Source organism: Streptomyces sp. NPDC027962 (genome assembly GCF_055566095.1).
The window spans coordinates 18,409-36,588 of record NZ_JBVHTA010000010.1; the positions used below are offsets into that span (position 1 = coordinate 18,409).

The window sequence follows — 18,180 nt, forward strand, 5'->3', positions numbered from 1 at the left end:
CGTTTCGGTTGTTCGGGTCGGTGGTGGACATGCTGATGGCCCGGCTGTCGCGTCGGGTGGGCGCCGGGTTCCACGGCTCCGGTCGGGGTGGTGCCTGGTTGCAGGGACGGGAACACGCAGTTCAGCCGGGGTTCGGGAGAGTTTCGAGCCGTGCCAGGGCGTCGGTGATCAGGTCGGTCCAGGGCCAGTGGTGTGCGAATCTCAGGTGCCGGCGGCGGGCCGTGCCGACGATCTGGGCTGCGGCGGAGAAGAGGCGGAGCCGGAGGCGACGGGGTTCCCACCTGCGGGTTTTGCCGGTCAGGGCGAGCATGGGCATCCAGGCCAGCAGGTCCAGGGCGAGCTGGACGATCTCCAGCCAGATCTGGTTCTGTGCGGTGTCGTGCAGGGGCAGGTTGCGCAGGCCGGTGGCTCGGGCGTTTCGGATGCGGTCCTCGGCTCGGGCTCGCCGGCGGTGCCGCAGCTCCAGTGCTGCGATCGGCATGTCGGTGGTGTTGGTGGCGAACGCGGTGAGCCGCAGTCCGTCAGCGTCGGTGATGCGCAACTGGGCGCCGGGGTGGGGTCGTTCCTTGCGGACGATCAGCCGCATGCCCTTCGGCCAGCCCTTGAGGCAGTCGCCGGTGATCTCGGCGACCCATGCCCCGTCCCGGATCTCGCCGCCGGGCTCGATTGCTGCCGTCCAGGCCGTGGCTGGGACCTTGAGTACGGCCTGGTGAATCTGCTCGGTGATGGTCATGCCGACCGAGTACGACAGCCACCTGCCCCGCTGGGCGAGCCAGGCTGTGAACTCATGCGTTCCGCCCCCGGAGTCGGTACGAATCAGCGTCCGGCGTCCGCGGCGGTACTTCTTCGGCAGTTGGGCCAGGGCGAGTTGTGCGGTTGTGATGTGGTCGGCGGCGGTGTTGCTGCCTGCGTTGCCTGGCCTGAGCAGGCCGGCCACGGGTTCCCCGCTCCCGTCGCTTCCGTGATCGACGAACGCCATCAGCGGGTGGTGTCCGAAAGTTTTCTTCCAGGTCGCGGTGGCGTCCTGTTTCTCGGAGTGGGCCAGCACGAGCACCCCGTCCAGGTCCACGATCACCTACCCGGCGGCGTCCGGGGCCGCGTTCTTGGCCACGTTCCAGACGTGCTCGCGGGCTTCTGCCCGTGCGGTCCGTATCGCGTGAAGGGCCTTCGGCCCAGCCGCGGCGAGGGTGTCGATGAGGCGGGAGACGGTTGGGTCGGAGGCCACCGGCCCGAACACGGCCGGCTCGGCCCGCAGCATCCCGACATCCGCGAGGCAGTCCCCGCCCAGCGCGACCGCGAGGGCCACGTCCAGCAGGATCTTGCCCGGATCGTGCACTGCCCGAGGGCGTCGCCACGGTGCAAGCGCTGTCGATATCGTCTGGTCCAGCCCGGCCTTGCGGGCGGTCTCGACCAGCAGCACGGCCCCGGCCTGGGACACCACCCCGTGGCCCCCGCCCTCGATGCGGACGCGTGGATAGGACCCGATACGCTTCTTCACCTGAGAAGTGCCTCCGACGGTGGCAGGAACAAGGACCTCGACAATCCTCATTCTTGCTGGTCAGAGGCACTTTTCGCTTACCTGACCACCGATCGGACAGCCCACTTCATGAAAGCGCGAGGTTAAGAAAGTCGCAGGTCAGCGGCACACAGGGCGCAAAACGGACTCAAGATCAATGTGCATTGCGTGCGCTATGGGCGCTACGTGCGACCTCTGGCGCACACCGGAAAGCGACCCCACGCCACCGCAGACAAGGATCTCGCCGTATGGCATTCGAAATGCCATACTCGCTTCATGGCTGACGACGACACCGACTTCCCGCCCGGCGATGGTCCCAGCAGCGGCATCTCCGTCTCCCTGACCGCCGGCACCCTCCAGGCGATCCGTGAGCGGGTCGGCAAGCGAGGCGTGTCCGCGTACCTGGAGAAGGCCGCGCAGCGGCAGATCGAGCGTGACAACCTGGACGAGCTGATCGCCGACTTCGACAAGACTCACGGCCCCGCCGACCCGGAGGCTGTGGCCGCCAAGCGGGCCAAGCTCACCGGCGGCGCCTCCTCCGGGGCCGGGGCGGCCGCGTGAGCGGCGCGCTCGTCCTGGACAGCGAGGGCCTGGCCAAGGCCGTCCAGCGCGACCGGGAAGTCCACGAGTGGCTCACCGCCGCCCGCGATGCCGATCTTCCGGTGATCACCTCGGCCTCGGTGCTCGTCGAGGTGATCCACCCCAAGATCAACGACGCCGCGCTCAAGTGGACGCTCTCCCGGCTGCGGGTCGAACCGGTGCCCCAGGCCCTCGCCCAGTCCGCCGCCGGTCTGCTGCGCGCGGCCGGGCTGCACGGCCACAAGTACGCCATCGACGCCATGCTCTGCGCCACCGCCCTCGCCCAGCCAGGCCGAGTCACCATCCTGACGTCCGACGTCGAGGACATCGCCATGCTCACCACCAGCCACTCACGCGTCGCCGTGGAGAAGGTCTGACGGGCACTGGTTGAGACACGCCGTCGCACGTCGTCCCGTTCCAGCATGGAACCGGCGTGACGATCCGCCTCCCGGCTCCTCCACCGTTCGGCTCGCCCTCCTGATCGACGCGCCGACGGCACGGCCGCGGACCCGACGATCTACTCCCTGCGCCCGGCGACGAACTGCGTGACAGCGGTGAACACGGCAAGGATCACCGCGGAGATCGCGAGCATGGCACCCGTGGGGGCGAGCAGTTTCGCCGCGTCGGGGGTCGTGGCCATCAGGGTGAACAGACGGTTGACCGGAGGCATGCCCTTGGCGAAGAGGGCTCCCATCACCAACGCGAGGGCGGCGACCAGCGCATATCCCTGCCGTTTGAAGACCAGCTTCGAGCACAGTACGCCGATGGCGATGCCTACGAGGGCACAGGTGAGCTGTGCCTCGAGGCCCAGCAGGAGGTCGGTCGTGGTGACCACGTAGTCGCCCATCCACAGCGGGAAGAACAGTCCGAAGACCATCAGGACGAGACAGCTCAGCAGGGCCGTGCCGATCGCCGCGAGCAGGACCGTGAGCGACCGGCCGCCCGCGGTGATGACGACGATCGCCCGCTGCGGCGGGTCGTCCAGGCTCATCAGAGCGATGGTCAGCCAGGTCGAGCAAACGAACAGCGCGCCGGCGGAAGAGGCGTAGGCGGGGGGCAGCGGACCGCTGCCGTTGACGGTCAGCACGCCCATGAGACCCATGAACAGGAGCAGCGGGGCGAGGTAGCGCTGCGTGTGCAGCACGGTGGCGAAGGTGTAGCGGATGAGCGCGATCACCGCATGTCTCCGTTCGTCGCGGCGTTAGGCGCCCGGTGGTGGTTCGTGGTCGTCCCGTTGACGCGCTCGACGGACCAGCCGTGCTGGAGCGCAGTGAGCAGCAGAGCGTCGATGGACTCGCGTCCCACACGCATCCGGACGCCCGTGACGTCCTGGCTCACCGTCAGTACGCCGTCCAGTTGTTCCCAGGCGAGGTCCAGCGGTACGCGGCCGTCCCGGCCCGCGGTCAGGACGACATCGGACGCGGGCCGCCGCTCGGTGGCGCACGGCTCCGGTCCACGCAACGAAACGCGGCCCTTGGCGACCGTGTAGGTCCGGGTGGCGCGGGCCCGGGTCACCGACTCGCGGTGGTCGGTGAACACCACCGTGCCGCCGGAGGCCGCGACCTCGGTCATGATCTCGGCGAGCACGCCGTGGGCATCGGCATCCAGCCCGGACCACGGCTCGTCCAGGACAAGCAGCCCGGGTTCCACCAGGAGGGCCTGGGCCAGCGCGACCTTCTGCGCGTTGCCCTTCGACAGGCTCCGCAGGGGGGCGTGCTTGCCGCCCACCAGCGCGAGTCGGTCCAGGAGCCGGCCGGCCCGAGCCGAGGCGACCGAGGTGGTCAGCCCGCGGACGCGGCCCATGTGCGTCAGGTACGCCGCGGCCGACATGCGTTCGTTGGGGGAGAACCGCTCCGGGACGTACCCGACAACGGGCGGCCGGGCGGCCACCGTTCCGCGGGTTGGCCGGGACAGCCCCACCGCGATCCGCAGCAGGGTCGACTTCCCAGATCCGTTCCCGCCCGCGAAGGCCACGACCTCGCCGGCCGGGGCCTCCACGTCCACGTCTCTCAGGATCCAATCGCCACGGCCGTAGCGCTTGCTCACTGATTCAAGACGTAACAACTGATCTCCTTCGTCCGGTGCACAATCCCCACGTGCTCGCAGATTACGAGGCTCGGCCTCCGCTTTGCATAAGCCGAGTAGCCGTGGCGCTTTGCATAAGCCGAGTAGTCGTGGCGACGGCGCAGCCCCATTCAGCGAAGAGGGCTGCGAGCCGGTCGAGCCCCTCCTCGATGTCGGCACCGGTGAGGGAACTCACGGAGAGATGGAGCTCGTTGGAACCGTCGGTCCACTGTAGAGGTGGCCCATCGGTGTCCAGAGCACGCCGAAGCGCCGCGCGGACAGTTCCAGCAGGTCGTCGTCGACCGTGGACGGCACGGTCACTGAAGTCCCCGTGATCTCGGACACGTGATCGTTGTGCCGCGAGGGGTGCTGATGCCGCTGCCTGGTCTCGGCCGGGGTGAGGTAGCCGAAAGTCCGGTGCTTGCGCAGGCGGCGGCGGTTGTAGAAGGTCTCGTTGAAGAGAAGACCTCGGCGCGGGCGGTGGCCCGGTCGGGCCAGGTGCGGGTGCCGATCTCTTCTTTGAGCAGGGCCCAGAAGCTCTCCGCGGCAGCGTTGTCGAAGCATGATCCGGTGCGTCCACAGCTCTGCCGCAGCCCCAACTTCCCTATTCGTCCCCGGAACTGGGTCGACGTGTATTCACTGCCGCGATCGCTGTGAACCACGCAGCCGGGCTCGAGTCCGCCTCGGCCGTGGCCATGTCGAGAGCGTCGACGACGAGCTCGGCGCGGTGGTGGTCGGCCATGGCGTAGCCGACGACCTCGCGGGTGGCCAGGTCCAGCCAGCAGGCGAGGCAGAGCAGCCCTCGGCGGTGGGCAGGTAGGTGATGTCGCCGACCAGCTTGGTCCCGGGGCGCTCGGCATGGAAGTCGCGGCCGATCAGGTCGGGGGCCACTCCTGCAGTACAGCCAGCCCCTTGGCCTCCACGGCCCAGTGGCCAGACCGCCCGATGAGCGAAGTGGTCAGCTATCGGGTTTCTTCGAGCGCCAAGGGGCGGCGGCCTGGGTGGGGCGAGCACCGGCCTCGATCTACAGGGCGTACACGGCGTTCGTCACGAGCTCGCGCGCGTATGCGGCGTCCAGTCGGCCGGGGCGGAAGAGGATGCGGTACATGATCGGCGCCACGACACGGTCGATCAGCAGTTCCGTCTCGGGCACCGGCTCCCCCCGCTGCACCGCACGGGCCAACACGGCGTCGATCTGCTCTGCGGCATACGCCGAACACCGACCGGCATTGGTGCCGTCGGGGTCGCCGAGCAGGGCGTCCCGGATGTAGGCGCGCCCGGGCGGCGAGGCCATCTCGTCGAGGAACTGCTCCGCCCACGCGTCGAGATCGGCCCGCAGGCTTCCGAGATCGGCCGGATCCGTTTCCGGACGCAGTCGTTCGACGGCCACGTCGGACAGGAGTTCCTGCAGGTCGCCCCAGCGACGGTAGATCGTAGAGGGGGTCACGCCCGCCCGAGTGGCCACCATCGGGACCGTGAGCGCGTCGCGGCCCACCTCCCCTACCAGGTCACGTACCGCCGCGTGGACGGACTCCTGTACGCGTGCGCTGCGCCCGCCGGGGCGGGCCATGGGCTTGGGGCTCATGCGATCCACCTTAATGCGAATCCGTTGCTTCTAGGCGGTGGCCAACGTCGGCGACCGCCAGGGCCACGTCTCCGGGCACCCGAGCACGGCGACGCCCCTGCGGCGACGCGATCACATGCCGGCTGGAACGTCCGCCTTCCCTCAGGCAGCGAGGGGAGCAAGCCGCCCCGCGCCGGCCACCGACTCCTCGTAGACCCGGCCGACACGGAGCACCGTCGCGTCGCGGAAGGCGCGTGCCATCAGCTGCATACCGATCGGCAGTCCGGCGCGGTCGTGACCGACCGGCAGGGTGAGGGCCGGGACGCCGGTGATGTTGGCGGGGGCACAGAGGCGGACGTAGCTGTCCGACACGGCCTCGGTCGTGCCATCGGCCCACTCGACGGCTTCCTGCCCCGCCTCGGCGGCGGTCATCGGCACCGTCGGCGCGGCGAGGACGTCGATTCCGTCGAACATGCGAGCCCAGGCGTCTCGCATCATGGTGCGGGCCCGCTGGGCGCGGAGGTAGTCGCCCGCAGAGGTGAGTTCGCCGGCCTCCAGCAGGATGCGAACGTCCGCCCCGTACAGGTCGGGGGCGGCCCGCAGCGACCGCTCGTGGTACGCGGTGGCCTCGGGAACCATCAGCCCCCACTGGACGGCCTGGATGTAACGCGCCATCGGGATCTCGACGTCGACGAGCTCCGCCCCAAGCTCCGCCAGCCGCTCGATCGCGCCGCGTACGGACTCCTCGACCTCGGGCGTGACCTGGTCGAAGTAGTGGTTCCGCGGCACGCCGACCTTCACTCCTCTCAGGTCACCTCCCGGGAAGCGGTCCAGCATGGAGCCGGACACGCTCGCCGGGTCGCGCGGGTCGTGGCCGGCGGTCGCCGACAGCACCAGCGCGGCGTCCTGGACGGTGCGGGTGAGAGGGCCCACATGGTCCAGGGACCAGGACAGCGAGGTCACGCCTGTGCGTGGGACCAGGCCGTAGGTCGGCTTGAGGCCCACCACGCCGTTCAGGGCCGCGGGGACCCGGATGGAACCGCCCGTGTCCGTGCCCATGGCGAACGTCGCCCCGCCGGCGGCGACAGCTACTGCCGAGCCGCCGCTCGACCCGCCCGCGACCCGGCTGTGGTCCCAGGCGTTGTTCGTCTGCGGAGTGGTCAGGCCGTAGGCGAACTCATGCGTGTGCGTCTTACCCAGGAGGACGGCCCCGGCGGCGCCGAGCCGTTCGACCACCCGGCTGTCGCGTTCCGCCACATGCCCTGCCCGGACGTGCGAGCTCGCCGTGGTGGGCATCCCCTCTGCGTCGATCAGATCCTTGAGCGCCATGGGGATCCCGTGCAGCGGCCCGCGCGGTCCGCTTCTGGAGATCTCCCGTTCGGCGCGGACCGCTGCGGCCGGGGCTGTGTCGGCGGCGACGGTGACGTAGGCGCCCAGTTGTCCTTCGACGGCGGCAATACGGGCGAGCACCGATTCGGTGAGTTCGACGGGGGACAGCTCCCGTGCGCGCACCGCACGGGAGGCTTCGGTCAGCGACAGCTCAAACGGTTGCATCGGCGTTCCCCTGTCCGGCTCGGTAGGAGGACGCGGGAAGGGTCTCGCCGAAATCGAGCTCGCGCAACGTGCTGATCACGGCGTGGATGTAGTTGGCCGTCATGGCCACTTCTTCGTGTCGGCCGTCCCCGAGGGGGAGCCCCGCCCGCAGCGCCCCGCGGGCTGCCTCTTGGGGGGTGAGTTCGCTGGTCATGGCGTCCTTCCGGGTCTGGTGCGGCGCGCCGGGCCGGGGCTGGTCCAGGACCCCCGATCACCGTAAACGCGAATTGTTTGCTTTAGTCGATCGTAGGATCTACGGTGACTTAAAGCAAACCAATTGCTTTTAACCCGGGAAGGACCCTCATGCAGAGCGCCTCCGCGGGCCTCGTGTCTCCCCGCACCTCATCCGGACGCCTGCCATTCGCATTGCACGCCTCGATCCTGATCGCGCTGCTCGCCGCATCCAGCGCGCCGACCCCGCTGTACCCCCACTACCAGGCTCAGTGGCAGTTGTCGGCCCTCAACGTCACCGTGGTCTTCAGCGCCTACGCGCTGGCGCTCCTGATCGCACTACTGACGACCGGAACTCTTTCCGACCATGTCGGACGCCGCCCCGTGCTCCTGGGCGCGCTCGCGGTCCAGGTCGCCTCCATGGCACTGTTCGCGACGGCCGGCGGCCTGACCACCCTGATCGGCGCCCGCGTGCTGCAGGGCATCGCGACCGGCGCGGCGACCAGCGCAGCGGGTGCGGCTCTCCTCGACCTGGAAGACCCCGCCCGGCCGGGTCGCCCCGCTCTGGCCAACAGCATCGCGCCGGTGACGGGCATGGCGGCCGGCGTCCTGACAGCCACCCTCATGGTGCGCTTCGCCCCCGCTCCGACGATCACGGTGTACGCGGCCCTGATCGCTGTGTTCGCCGCGCAGGCCATCGCCCTCGTCTCGACGTCCGAGACCGTCCGCCGCCGTCCCGGAGCACTGCGCTCGACGCGGCCCCACCTGGCGCTGCCGTCGGCGGCCGCCCACGCTCTCCTGCTCAACGGCTCCGGCGTCGTCGCCGTCTGGGCACTCGGCGGCCTCTACTCGTCCCTGGGACCGGGCTTCGCACGGCTCATCTCCCCCGGCGGACCCGAATACGCGGGCGGCATGGTCTTCTTCACGCTGACGGCCGTCGCCGCCCCGACGGTGTACTTCATGCGCAGGATGCGTGCCGACGTCTCCGCTCTTCTTGGGAGCTGCGCGGTGATTCCGGCGGCCGTCCTGACCCTGGGTGCCCTCTATTTCGCCGGCCCCGTACTTCTCTTCGCCGGGGCGGCGCTGGCCGGGTTCGGCTTCGGAGCCGTCTCCCAGGGTGCGGTGCGCGCGGTCGTCGACTCGGTTCCGGCCCGGGAGAAGGGCGGCACGCTCGCGTCCTATTACGTACTCAGCTACCTGGCGATGAGTCTGCCCGCCATCGGCGCCGGCGCGCTCACCGCCGGCTTCGGACTGCGTGCGGCAGCACTGGCCTATGCCGGCTGCGTGGCCGTACTGGCGACAGTCGCAGTCGCGACGCTGACCGCGCCGCTGCGCAGTCGGCGCCGGACACCGTTTCCCGAGGCCCGCTCCGGCCCGGCAACGAGCAACTACCCACCCGCCTCACCCGACACACCCGCTCCAGACACCTCCGTCCTCGCGACCCACAACAGGTAAGGAAAGTCGCCGTGTTCACCTCATCGCAGACGACCGAGTCCACCACTTCCCCCGCCCCTGCGTGGACGGTGGGCAACCACACCGTACGACGCATCGACGAAGTGGTCCTGCCTGCCCAGACCGGTCCGTGGCTGCTGCCCGGGGCGACCACCGACCTCGTGAGCCGGACTCCCTGGCTGAGCCCCGAATTCGCCGACGAACAAGGCGTCCTGCGCCTGGCGAGTCACAGCTTCGCCGTCGAGGTGGACGGCATGCGGGTGCTGGTGGACACCGGCATCGGAAACGGGAAGCGACGCGCCAACCCTGCCTGGCACAACCTGAACAGCGACTACGAAGCACGGCTACGGGCGGCGGGCTTCGCGCCGGAGAGCGTTGACGTCGTGGTCCTGACCCACCTCCACGCCGACCACGTGGGGTGGAACACGCGTGCCGAGGGCGACGCCTGGGTGCCCACCTTCCCGAACGCGCGCTATCTCGCCTCGCGCACCGAGTGGGACTACTGGGCGGGTGTCGACATGGAGGAGGCGCGTCGGCAGATGTTCCGGGACTCGGTCCATCCCGTCCGGGAAGCAGGTCTGTTCGACCTCATCGATGTCGCGGACGAGGGCACGGACGTCGCGCCGGGCATCCGTCTGCTGCCCACCCCCGGCCACACACCGGGGCAGGTAGCGGTGGAACTGAGCAGCCGTGGCGAGACCGCACTGGTCACCGGCGACAGCATCCACCACCCGGTCCAGATGGCGCATCCGGAGCTCTGCAGCTGCGTGGACATCGCTCCCGAACTCGCGGCCAGGACCCGGAACCAGGTGCTCGACTCACTGGCCGGTACGTCAACTCTCCTGCTTGGAAGCCACTTCCCGCCGCCGACCGCCGGACACGTGCGACGCGAGGACGGCGGGTACCGACTGGTCCCGGCTCCCTCAGGGGTCACGCCCATCGGCGGCCGACGCGGATCGGAGCACCCGGGACGTGCCGCGCACCGAGTCGCACCGAGTCCGTGCGGGTGACGTCCTGGGCGTCCGCGACCGGGCGGCCCGGGAGCGGCTATGAGACTCCTCCGGCATGCGCTCGGTCGTCACCGATGGGGCCGGACGAAGTTGTCATCGATCACCGGATTGCACCCTTCGCACAAACCGGCTGTCGGCTGTCCCTCGTGGGCGACAGCCACGTCAGCGCGCCGCGAACGAGGGCGACCCGCCGGGGCCCTGCGCCTGGTGAAGGCGTACGAGCGCGGCCTCGTCCACCCCGAGGGCTGAGAACGTGCCCCCGTCCGACCACCTGCCGGTCACCGTCCTCTCCTGCTTCCTCGGAGCGGGCTAGACAACGCTGCTCAACCACGTCCTGAGCAACCGCGAAGGGCTGCGGTTCGCGGTCATCGTCAATGACATGAGCGAGGTCAACATCGACGCCGCACTCGTGCGGCGGCGAGGCGGCCCGGTTCCGTTCCCGAAGCACGACACTGACATGGCCACCGACTGAGTCGGTGGCCATGTCAGTGTCGTCAGCAGAGGTCGGGCGTCCGGCCGGCAGCCGACGGCCCTACCGGGGATCGGGCTGCGTCGCCTGCACGGCAGCTGCTCGTGTGGCGGTGGCGAGGTAGGTGATGCGCAGGGTGCCGGTGGCGGGTTCGCGGTCGACGAGCACCTCGACGCCGTAGACCGACTTGACCAGGTCCGGGGTCAGCACGCTCTCTGGGGTACCCGATGCGACCACCTGCCCGCGTTGGAGGAGGACGAGGTGGTCGCAGTACCGGGCGGCGAGGTTGAGGTCGTGCAGGGCGACTACGCAGGTGACGTCCAGTGTTGTCAGGAGGTCCAGGAGTTCGAGCTGGTGGCGGATGTCCAGATGGTTGGTGGGTTCGTCGAGCAGGATCTCCCGGGGCTCCTGCGCGAGGGCGCGGGCGAGTTGGGTGCGCTGTTTCTCGCCTCCTGAGAGGGTGTGCCAGCTCCGGTCCTGGCGGTCGGTGAGGTCGGTCCGCTCCAGTGCCGCGTCGACGATCCGCCGGTCGTGTTCATTGAGGGCGTCGAATCGGCCGCGGAAGGGGGTGCGGCCGAGTTCGACGACTTGGCGGACGGTGACGTGGTGGTGGGCGGTGACGTCCTGTTCGACGACGGCGAGCCGTCGGGCCAGCACGCGGCGGCCGAGGTCCTGGAGTCCGGTGTCGTCATAGTGGACGGTTCCGGAGTCGGGGCGGCGCAGTCCTGCGAGCAGGCGTAGCAGCGTCGACTTGCCGGAGCCGTTGGGTCCGAGGAGGCCGGTGACCCTTCCGTCGTGAGCTGCCATGTCGATGTCGTGGAGCAGCCGTTGGTCCTTGACCGACCAGGAGAGGTGGGTGGTGGTGATGCGTCCCATCAGGACTCCAGACGCTTCAGGACCAGCGCGAAGGCGGGCGCCCCGAGAAGGGCGGTGATGACGCCGGCGGGCAGTTCGTGGGGCGCAAACGCCGTGCGCGCGAACACGTCGACCCAGATGAGGAAGACGGCGCCGGTGATCGCGGACAGGGGAAGGAGCGAGCGGTGCGTCGGGCCGGCCAGGATGCGGACGGCGTGCGGGATGAGCAGGCCGATGAAGCCGATCGCGCCGGAGGCCGCGACGGCGGCCGCCGTGATGACGGAGGTCAGCACCATGAGCCAGACGCGGGCCGCGGTGACGTTGATGCCGAGAGCGGCCGCGGAGTCCCACCCGAAGGTGAAGGCGTCGAGGGCGGGCGCGAAGAACTGTATGGCGATCACGCCGATCAAGATGATCAAGACGGTGACCGTCACGCCTTCCCACCGGGCGCCGCCGAGGGTGCCAAGCAGCCAGTAGGTGAAGCCGCGGGTGGAGTTCGCGTCGCCGCTGACCATGAGGATGACCGACGTGACCGCCGCGAAGAACTGGGACACCAGCACACCGGTCAGCACCACGCGGGACGGACTGGCGACGCGCCCTCCGCCGAGCAGGAGCAGCAGCAGGCCGAAGGAGACCAGGCCGCCGGCGAACGCCCCGGTGGAGAGGGAGACGCTGCCGCCGATGCCCAGCAGGAGCACGGCGACCGCGCCGGTGGAGGCTCCGGAGGAGACTCCCAGCAGGTAGGGGTCGGCGAGGGGGTTTCTGGTCACCGCTTGCAGGACCGCGCCGGAGACCGCAAGGGCCATCCCGACGACGGCGGCGAGCAGGACTCGCGGGAACCGGGACTCCCAGATCAGGGCGTCGAGGAGTCCCGGCAGTGCCGGGGTGGGGGCGAGGCCGCCCAGGCCGATGTGCCGGAGGATCGTGGAGACGACGTCCAGGGGCCGGACGTCCGCGCTCCCGAACAGCGACGCCGCGACGACCGACACCAGCAGTGCGGTCACGGCCAGGAGCAGGAGCACCGCCGTAGGGGCGCGCCGCCGGCGCACCGGAGCCCCTTCGCGGCGGGAGGTCGGGGCTTCGGTGCGCACGGCGGTCTCGTGTGAACTCGTCGTCATGATGGTGGACGGGTCACCCGAGTTTGTTCAGGCCGTCGACCAGCGCGGGGACGGCGGACGCGCTGCCGTAACCGGGGTCCATGTGGCTGCCGGGGATGGTGATGAATCGGTCGCTCTTGACGGCGGCGAGCTTGCTGGTGAGGGGGTCCTTCGTGAGGAGGTCGATCTTCTCCTTGGCGGTGTCGTTGGGTTCGCCTCGGGTCAGGTCGGCCAGGATGATGACGTCGGGGTCGCGGGCGGCGACCTCGTCCCAGCTGACCTCGGCCCACTTGGTCTTGGCGTCGGCGAAGATGTTCTCGACCCCGACGAGTTCGGAGATGTGCTGGGGCAGGCCGCCGGGGCCTGCGGCCCACGGGGTGCCCTCGTAGGTGGAGTAGAACCACATCACCTTGAGCGGCTTGTCCCGCTTCTTGACGGTGCCCACCGCCTTGTCCACCACGGCCTGCTGTTCGGTGGCCAGCTTCTCGCCGGTGTCGGGCACGCCCATGATCCTGCCGAGCCGGCGGTACTCCTCGAACAGCATGGTGAAGTCCGCGTCGGCCACTCTCTCGTGGTACGTGCAGTCGAACTCGGTCAGGTAGGTGGGGACGCCCAGGTCGTGGAGCTGCTTGCGTTCGCCGGACTGCTCCTTGGTGAACATGCTCGCGAAGGAGCCGTAGACGAAGTCCGGCTGGGCTTCCAGCAGCTTCTCGTGCTTGATCTCCGCCCCGGGAGCGGACAGGAGCGGGATCTTCTCGTACTGCGCGGCGATCGCGGGGGGCGTCTTCTCGATCTCATAGCCCGTGCCGACGATCCGGTCACCCACGCCGAGGTGGATGAGGATCTCGGCGGCGGTCTGGTTGAGCGTGACGACCTTCTTCGGCTCGGACTTGTAGGTCACGTCGGTGCCGCAGTTCTTGAGGGTGAACGGGTAGGCCGCCGCGCTCGTCGGCGTCGCCGAGGCCTTTCCGTCCGACCCGGAGGTGGAGTTGTCGGCGCATCCCGCGACTGCGAACACCGCCAGAGTCGTACCTATTATGGAAATCGTTTTCATTTTCATCGGGTGCACAGTACCAGGTGGTTCGAAGGGACAGAAGAGGTGGTGGCGGCCGAGCCACTCGGCCGGGAGAGTGCGTCAGCACGGCGCCCCGGGTGGGCGGTTCGACGTCCGGGAACCGTCCCGACTGCGTCGTCGGGCGTCGCGCGGCGCTATCGCAGCATCGCGGCCAGTCGGCGGACGACCCTCTCGTCGAACAGGCCGTTGGCGGCCATCCAGTCGTCGTTGAACACGGTGTCCAAGTACTTGTCGCCGCCATCGCAGACCAGGACGACGATCGTGGTGCCGGGGGACGCGGACTCCGCCCGCTCCAGGGCCTTGTACACCACGCCGCCCGCCGAACCACCGATCAGGACACCGAGGTTCCTGGCGAGGTAGCGGCAGGTCTCGAAGGCCTCCGCGTCGCTGACCTTGAGCCCCTCGTCGAAGACGTCGTAGTCGACGACACAGCCGATCTCCGAGCCGGCCGGCGTACCAGTGCCCGACTGGTGGTAGGGCGCGCCCTCGCCGCCGAAGACGACGGAGCCCACCGGCTCGACGCCGATGACCTTCAGGTCGGGGATACGCTCCCGCAGGAAGCGGCCGGTGCCGCAGAGCGAGCCGCCGGTGCCGACGGCCCCGTACAGGTAGTCGATGTCGTCGCCCAGGTCGTCGTGGAGCTCGCGGGCGAGCGGCCGGTAGCCGTTGGGGTTGCCCTCGTTGCGGTGCTGCGCGGTCCAGTAGGCGCCGTGCTCGGCGGCGAGCCGCTCGGCCGTGGTGTCGCGTTCGGCGGTGGCGAGGCCTTCCTCGTCCCCGGCGACGTTGAGGATGTCGGCGCCGTAGGCGAGCATGCCGCGCAGCTTGTCCGCGCTGGAGTGGTTGTCGACCACGGCGGTGAACTTGTAGCCGCATTCGGCGGCGATGAGCGCGAGGCCGAGCCCGGTGTTGCCGGAGGTGGACTCGACCAGCCACCCGCCGGGGGCGAGAAGCCCGGCTTCCTCCGCCTCGTCGACCATGTTCCGGGCCATCCGGATCTTGGCGGTTCCGGTGGGGTTGAACTGCTCCAGCTTCAGCAGGACGGAAGCCCTGCCTTCCGCGACAGGCAGCTTCAGCAGTGGCGTCCGCCCGATCAGGTCGGAGATCTTGCTGGTGATCACGGCTTGTCCTTCGCACAGATCTCGGTCACACACCGGACGAAGACGTCGTTGTCCCCGGGGGTCGACAGCGAGGCCCGGATGTAGGTCTCGTACCTCGGCTCGCGCCACGCCTTGACGATGATTCCGGCGTGGTGCAGCTCCCGGGCGACATGGTCGGCAGGCCGGCCGGTGTCGATGAAGAGGAAGTTGGCCGAGGACGGCACCACGCGCAGTCCCGCGGCGCGCAAGCGGTCGGTGACCCTGGTGATCTCCAGGGCGGTGCGGCGGACCGTGTCCGCCAGGTGCGCCTGGTCCGCCAGCGCGGCGATGGCAGCCTCCTGCGCCGGGTGGTTGACGTTGTACGGGGTACGGACCCGGTCCAGGGCCTGGATCAGGGCCGGGTCGGAGGCGATGCCGTAGCCGACGCGGACGCCGGCCAGGCCGTACGCCTTGGAGAAGGTACGCAGCACGATCCACGGCCGGTCCAGCCCGCGCAGTGCCTCCAGTCCGTCGGGGTAGCCGGGGCGGGAGCGGGCGAACTCGCCGTACGCTTCGTCGAGTACCAACAGGGACGACTCCGACAGGGCCGCCACGATCTGCGCCAGCTCGCCGGCGTCGAGCATCGCGCCGGTGGGATTGCACGGGTTGGCGAGGAAGACGAGCTTGGGTCCCGCCGCGAGCGCGTCGCGCCAGGCGTCCACGTCGAACCCGCACTCGGCGGTGACCGGGACCTTCCGGACCTGGGCGCCCATGACGCGGGGGAAAGTCTCGTGCAGGCTGAAACCGGGCGCCTGGGTGACCACCAGATCACCGGGGTCGAGGACGGCCTGACAGAGCAGCTCGAGGATGTTCTCCGAGCCGTTGCCGAGCACGACCCGGTCGGTCGGCACGTCCAGACTCTTCCCGACGGCCTCGGCGAGACGCCGCCCGGTGGGGTCGGGGTAGCGGGAGACGCCGTCGGCCAGGGCCTTCCGCACGGCTTCGGCGACCGCTGGGGAGACGCCGAACGGGTTCTCGTTGTTGGAGAGTTTGATGACGCGGCCGGAGCCGCTGAGGGCGGCCACCTCGTCCGGGTCGGCGCCGGGATCGTAGAGCGGTAGTCCCGCCACATCCCTGCGTATCAGGGAAGTGGAAGGGGTCTGCGTGAGAACGGGGTTCATGACGGCTCCGGTTCCGTGACGGGTGCGCCGGACTTCTTCCGGTGGAGGCGGTCGGCGCGGCGCAGGAAGGCGACCAGAAGGAGAACGGCGGTGGCGGCGAGGCCGATGGTCTGGCCGGTCCAGACGCCCTCGACGCCCCAGCCGGCGGTGACCCCGAGCAGATAGCCCGCGGGCAGCCCGATCAGCCAGTAGCCGACGAGGGAGATCCGGAAGGGACCGGCGGTGTCGCCGATGCCACGCAGGATGCCGTTGCCGATGTTCTGGGTCGCGTCGAAGACCTGCATGAGGGCGGCGATGAGCAGTCCGGTCACGGTCAGCGCGATGATGTCCGCGTTGTCGGCGTGCTCCGCGGAGATGAACAGGGACACGATCGCGTCCGGCACCACCAGGTACACGACGGCGACCAGCAGCGTCGCGATCACACCCCAGACCGTGCCGAGCAGCCCCAGCCCGCGGGCTTCCCGGTAGTCCTCGCGGCCGTCGGCCTCACTGATGAGGATGGACGCCGCGTGGGAGACGCCGGCGGAGATCATGAAGACGATGTAGACGATCTGGTTGAGCACCGTCTGCGCGGCCAGGGCCTCGACACCCAGGGAGCCGATGACCAGAGTGAGCACGCTGAAGAAGCCGGCCTCCGAAGCGTACGTTCCTGAGATCGGCAGGCCGAGGCGCCAGACCGAGCGAACCGCGTCCCCGTTCCAGCGCCGCGCGTGGGGCGAGGTGAGGTACGGGCGGAGGGTGCTGTCGCGCAGGATCACCGCGACGAACGCCAGGAAGGACAGCAGGAAGACCGTGACGGTGGCGATCGCGACGCCGACGAATCCGAACGCGGGCAGGCCGAACTTCCCGTAGATCAGGATGTAGTTCAGGCCGATGGTCGCGCCGACCGAGGCCAGCGTGATGGCCAGCAGCGGGCCGGGCCGCTTGAGGCCGGTGGTGAAGTGCCGCAGGTTCTGGAACCACAGGCAGGGCAGCATCCCCGGCGCCAAGACCATCAGGAACTCGCCCGCCCTGTCGACCACGGTCGGGTCCTGGCCCAGCAGGACGAGCAGCGGGCCGACGAGCAGCAGTGCTGCGCAGAACACCACACCGCAGACGGTCGCCCAGAAGAAGCCCGCGAACAGCAGCGCGCCGACGCGTTCGCCGTCGTCGCGCACCCGGGCTTCGGCGACCAGGTTGCTGACGCCGGTCACCAGGCCCGTGCCGGTCGTGCGTAGCTGGTTGAACAGCACGATGGCCAGACCGGCGGCGGCGATCTCGACCGCGCCGAGCCTGCCCAGCATGACGATGTCGACCGTGGTCAGCGCGACATAGGCGAAGTTGGTCAGGATCAACGGGAAGGCGAGCTTGAGCAGCGCGCCCGAGTTCTTGACCCACCAGGCGCCGCCGGGCGATCCCGTCGGCCTCGTACTGGTCGTGTCGGTCGTGTCGGCTGTATCGGTTGTGTCGGTATTCACCAGAAATTGACCTTTTCCCCGCGCCCGTCCGCTCGCGCGAGGTCGGCTATGTACCGGCCGAGCGCGGCGTCGGTGACCGCCATGCCGCTGTTGTAGGCGAAGACCACGTCCTCCGGGCGACGGCGGGCGGGTGCCAGGCCGAGCAGGATGTCCGGCAGCTGGGCGTCGACCGACGGCAGGTTGCCGTCCTCGCCCCGCAGGTCGTCGCAGGTGGCGTGCATCTGGGCGGTGTCGGTGGCGATCCGGTAGTCCGCGCCGTGGCACACGTCGGCGTGCACGCCGTACCCGAGCAGGACGGCAACCGAGCCTGGCTTCATCCAGTCGCGCCGGACCTCCTCCGTGGCGGACAGGCCGGCGGCGCCGATCACGATGTCCGCCTGGCCGGCGGCCTCCCGCAGGTCCTTGACGATCTCGACCTCGCGGCCCTCGACACTCTCCTGGACGGCGCGCAGACCCTCGGGGTACGTGCCGAACACCTGCAGACGCTCCAGCTCCGGCATCGCCGCCACCAGCATCGGCAGGGCCGCCTGCCCCTGGACGCCGGTGCCGACGACGAGGGCGGTCCGCGCGTCGGGACATGCTGCGCGGGCGAACAGGGCGGTGGTGGCCGAGGACCGCAGGGGGCCGAGCTTCACCACGTCCATGAGCGCGATGGGGGCCCCGGTCGTGTCGTCGACGAGGAAGACGAACGAGTGGAAGCGGTAACTGTCCCGGCTGCGGCGCGGGTCGAACTCGTAGACGGCCTTGAAGCAGACGGTGCCGCTGCCGCCGTCCCTCGCCACCATCGAGTAGCTGAGCGAGCGGTGGCCGGGATCGTCGATGATCGTCTTGACCGGGTTGTCCGAACCGCCTTCACGCAGCGCGCGGTAGGCCCGCTCGACGACTTCGATCACCCGCCGGTGGTCGAGGTCCAGTCCTTCCTGCTGCGCTTGCGGCAACAGCCACAGCTGTCCGGGCGGGGCGTAACTCGGGGGCATGCGGGTCTTCTCCTTCATGGGGGTTGTGTGTGGCTCGGTTCGAG

General features: G+C 69.7%; 18 protein-coding genes and 2 pseudogenes. 6 read left to right on the plus strand and 14 right to left on the minus strand.

All coding sequences use genetic code 11. From position 1 onward, the window contains the following. Positions 1 to 121: 121 nt before the first annotated feature. Positions 122 to 1,498: pseudogene (locus ACZ4SA_RS12095) on the minus strand (IS1380 family transposase). 294 nt (positions 1,499 to 1,792) lie between these two features. On the opposite strand from ACZ4SA_RS12095, the gene ACZ4SA_RS12100 reads away from it, so the two are divergent. Further along, positions 1,793 to 2,077, plus strand: coding sequence for a hypothetical protein (locus ACZ4SA_RS12100; RefSeq protein WP_468272827.1), 285 nt, complete (start codon positions 1,793 to 1,795; stop codon positions 2,075 to 2,077). Further along, positions 2,074 to 2,472 carry a type II toxin-antitoxin system VapC family toxin gene (locus ACZ4SA_RS12105; protein ID WP_468272829.1) on the plus strand — a complete coding sequence of 133 codons (399 nt, stop codon included), beginning with the start codon at positions 2,074 to 2,076 and terminating at the stop codon, positions 2,470 to 2,472. Before ACZ4SA_RS12100 ends, ACZ4SA_RS12105 begins: the two co-directional genes overlap by 4 nt. 140 nt (positions 2,473 to 2,612) lie before the next feature. Here ACZ4SA_RS12105 and ACZ4SA_RS12110 read toward each other — a convergent pair whose 3' ends face one another. From ACZ4SA_RS12110 to ACZ4SA_RS12120, 3 genes are all read right to left on the minus strand, one after another. Next, on the minus strand, positions 2,613 to 3,272 hold the full coding sequence (locus tag ACZ4SA_RS12110) for a hypothetical protein (RefSeq protein ID WP_468272831.1): 660 nt from the start codon (positions 3,270 to 3,272) through the stop codon (positions 2,613 to 2,615). Beyond that, positions 3,269 to 4,099: an ATP-binding cassette domain-containing protein gene (locus ACZ4SA_RS12115; protein ID WP_468272833.1), complete on the minus strand. Its 831-nt coding sequence runs from the start codon at positions 4,097 to 4,099 to the stop codon at positions 3,269 to 3,271. Before ACZ4SA_RS12115 ends, ACZ4SA_RS12110 begins: the two co-directional genes overlap by 4 nt. Before the next feature lie 252 nt (positions 4,100 to 4,351). Beyond that, positions 4,352 to 4,504 (minus strand): hypothetical protein, encoded by a 153-nt coding sequence (locus ACZ4SA_RS12120; protein ID WP_468272836.1) that lies wholly within the window; start codon positions 4,502 to 4,504, stop codon positions 4,352 to 4,354. Between ACZ4SA_RS12120 and ACZ4SA_RS12125 the strand changes: the two genes are divergently transcribed. Next, the gene (locus ACZ4SA_RS12125) at positions 4,505 to 4,816 is read left to right on the plus strand and encodes a hypothetical protein (protein WP_468272838.1); all 312 of its coding nucleotides are present in this window, start codon (positions 4,505 to 4,507) and stop codon (positions 4,814 to 4,816) included. It begins immediately after the preceding gene. A gap of 367 nt (positions 4,817 to 5,183) precedes the next feature. Here ACZ4SA_RS12125 and ACZ4SA_RS12130 read toward each other — a convergent pair whose 3' ends face one another. The 3 genes from ACZ4SA_RS12130 to ACZ4SA_RS12140 form a co-directional block, all read right to left on the minus strand. Further along, complete coding sequence (locus ACZ4SA_RS12130; RefSeq protein ID WP_468272841.1) at positions 5,184 to 5,744, minus strand: TetR/AcrR family transcriptional regulator; 561 nt, start codon at positions 5,742 to 5,744, stop codon at positions 5,184 to 5,186. A gap of 141 nt (positions 5,745 to 5,885) precedes the next feature. Then, on the minus strand, positions 5,886 to 7,277 hold the full coding sequence (locus ACZ4SA_RS12135; RefSeq protein ID WP_468272843.1) for an amidase: 1,392 nt from the start codon (positions 7,275 to 7,277) through the stop codon (positions 5,886 to 5,888). After that, entirely contained in the window at positions 7,264 to 7,470 is a 207-nt protein-coding gene (locus ACZ4SA_RS12140; protein ID WP_468272845.1) for a hypothetical protein, read from the minus strand. Before ACZ4SA_RS12140 ends, ACZ4SA_RS12135 begins: the two co-directional genes overlap by 14 nt. A gap of 149 nt (positions 7,471 to 7,619) precedes the next feature. On the opposite strand from ACZ4SA_RS12140, the gene ACZ4SA_RS12145 reads away from it, so the two are divergent. From ACZ4SA_RS12145 to ACZ4SA_RS12155, 3 genes and pseudogenes are all read left to right on the plus strand, one after another. Continuing rightward, a complete protein-coding gene (locus tag ACZ4SA_RS12145) occupies positions 7,620 to 8,942 on the plus strand; it encodes an MFS transporter (protein WP_468272847.1) in 1,323 nt (440 codons plus the stop codon). An 11-nt stretch (positions 8,943 to 8,953) separates the two neighbouring features. Continuing rightward, positions 8,954 to 9,949, plus strand: coding sequence for an MBL fold metallo-hydrolase (locus tag ACZ4SA_RS12150; protein WP_468272849.1), 996 nt, complete (start codon positions 8,954 to 8,956; stop codon positions 9,947 to 9,949). 253 nt (positions 9,950 to 10,202) lie between these two features. After that, positions 10,203 to 10,364, plus strand: a pseudogene (locus ACZ4SA_RS12155) (GTP-binding protein); the annotation flags it as partial. A gap of 117 nt (positions 10,365 to 10,481) precedes the next feature. Here the strand turns inward: ACZ4SA_RS12155 and ACZ4SA_RS12160 are convergent. From ACZ4SA_RS12160 to ACZ4SA_RS12190, 7 genes are all read right to left on the minus strand, one after another. Continuing rightward, positions 10,482 to 11,294: an ABC transporter ATP-binding protein gene (locus tag ACZ4SA_RS12160; RefSeq protein ID WP_468272852.1), complete on the minus strand. Its 813-nt coding sequence runs from the start codon at positions 11,292 to 11,294 to the stop codon at positions 10,482 to 10,484. Next, positions 11,294 to 12,322, minus strand: a complete 1,029-nt coding sequence (locus ACZ4SA_RS12165) for a FecCD family ABC transporter permease (RefSeq protein WP_468273143.1) — start codon at positions 12,320 to 12,322, stop codon at positions 11,294 to 11,296. The genes ACZ4SA_RS12160 and ACZ4SA_RS12165 overlap by 1 nt, the downstream gene beginning before the upstream one ends. 82 nt (positions 12,323 to 12,404) lie before the next feature. Then, positions 12,405 to 13,430: an ABC transporter substrate-binding protein gene (locus tag ACZ4SA_RS12170; RefSeq protein WP_468272855.1), complete on the minus strand. Its 1,026-nt coding sequence runs from the start codon at positions 13,428 to 13,430 to the stop codon at positions 12,405 to 12,407. A gap of 149 nt (positions 13,431 to 13,579) precedes the next feature. Next, complete coding sequence (locus ACZ4SA_RS12175) at positions 13,580 to 14,563, minus strand: PLP-dependent cysteine synthase family protein (protein ID WP_468272857.1); 984 nt, start codon at positions 14,561 to 14,563, stop codon at positions 13,580 to 13,582. Further along, the gene (gene hisC / locus ACZ4SA_RS12180; protein WP_468272859.1) at positions 14,560 to 15,702 is read right to left on the minus strand and encodes a histidinol-phosphate transaminase; all 1,143 of its coding nucleotides are present in this window, start codon (positions 15,700 to 15,702) and stop codon (positions 14,560 to 14,562) included. Before hisC ends, ACZ4SA_RS12175 begins: the two co-directional genes overlap by 4 nt. Beyond that, complete coding sequence (locus ACZ4SA_RS12185) at positions 15,699 to 17,159, minus strand: MATE family efflux transporter (RefSeq protein WP_468272862.1); 1,461 nt, start codon at positions 17,157 to 17,159, stop codon at positions 15,699 to 15,701. Before ACZ4SA_RS12185 ends, hisC begins: the two co-directional genes overlap by 4 nt. Further along, positions 17,156 to 18,154: an ornithine cyclodeaminase gene (locus tag ACZ4SA_RS12190; RefSeq protein ID WP_468272865.1), complete on the minus strand. Its 999-nt coding sequence runs from the start codon at positions 18,152 to 18,154 to the stop codon at positions 17,156 to 17,158. Before ACZ4SA_RS12190 ends, ACZ4SA_RS12185 begins: the two co-directional genes overlap by 4 nt. Between the last annotated feature and the right edge of the window lie 26 nt (positions 18,155 to 18,180).

Coding starts and splice junctions, on each gene's coding strand:
- ACZ4SA_RS12100 (WP_468272827.1), top strand. CDS start 1,793: ATGGCTGACGACGACACCGACTTCCCGCCCGGCGATGGTCCCAGCAGC.
- ACZ4SA_RS12130 (WP_468272841.1), bottom strand. CDS start 5,744: ATGAGCCCCAAGCCCATGGCCCGCCCCGGCGGGCGCAGCGCACGCGTA.
- ACZ4SA_RS12135 (WP_468272843.1), bottom strand. CDS start 7,277: ATGCAACCGTTTGAGCTGTCGCTGACCGAAGCCTCCCGTGCGGTGCGC.
- ACZ4SA_RS12140 (WP_468272845.1), bottom strand. CDS start 7,470: ATGACCAGCGAACTCACCCCCCAAGAGGCAGCCCGCGGGGCGCTGCGG.
- ACZ4SA_RS12145 (WP_468272847.1), top strand. CDS start 7,620: ATGCAGAGCGCCTCCGCGGGCCTCGTGTCTCCCCGCACCTCATCCGGA.
- ACZ4SA_RS12160 (WP_468272852.1), bottom strand. CDS start 11,294: ATGGGACGCATCACCACCACCCACCTCTCCTGGTCGGTCAAGGACCAA.
- ACZ4SA_RS12170 (WP_468272855.1), bottom strand. CDS start 13,430: ATGAAAATGAAAACGATTTCCATAATAGGTACGACTCTGGCGGTGTTC.
- hisC (WP_468272859.1), bottom strand. CDS start 15,702: ATGAACCCCGTTCTCACGCAGACCCCTTCCACTTCCCTGATACGCAGG.
- ACZ4SA_RS12190 (WP_468272865.1), bottom strand. CDS start 18,154: ATGAAGGAGAAGACCCGCATGCCCCCGAGTTACGCCCCGCCCGGACAG.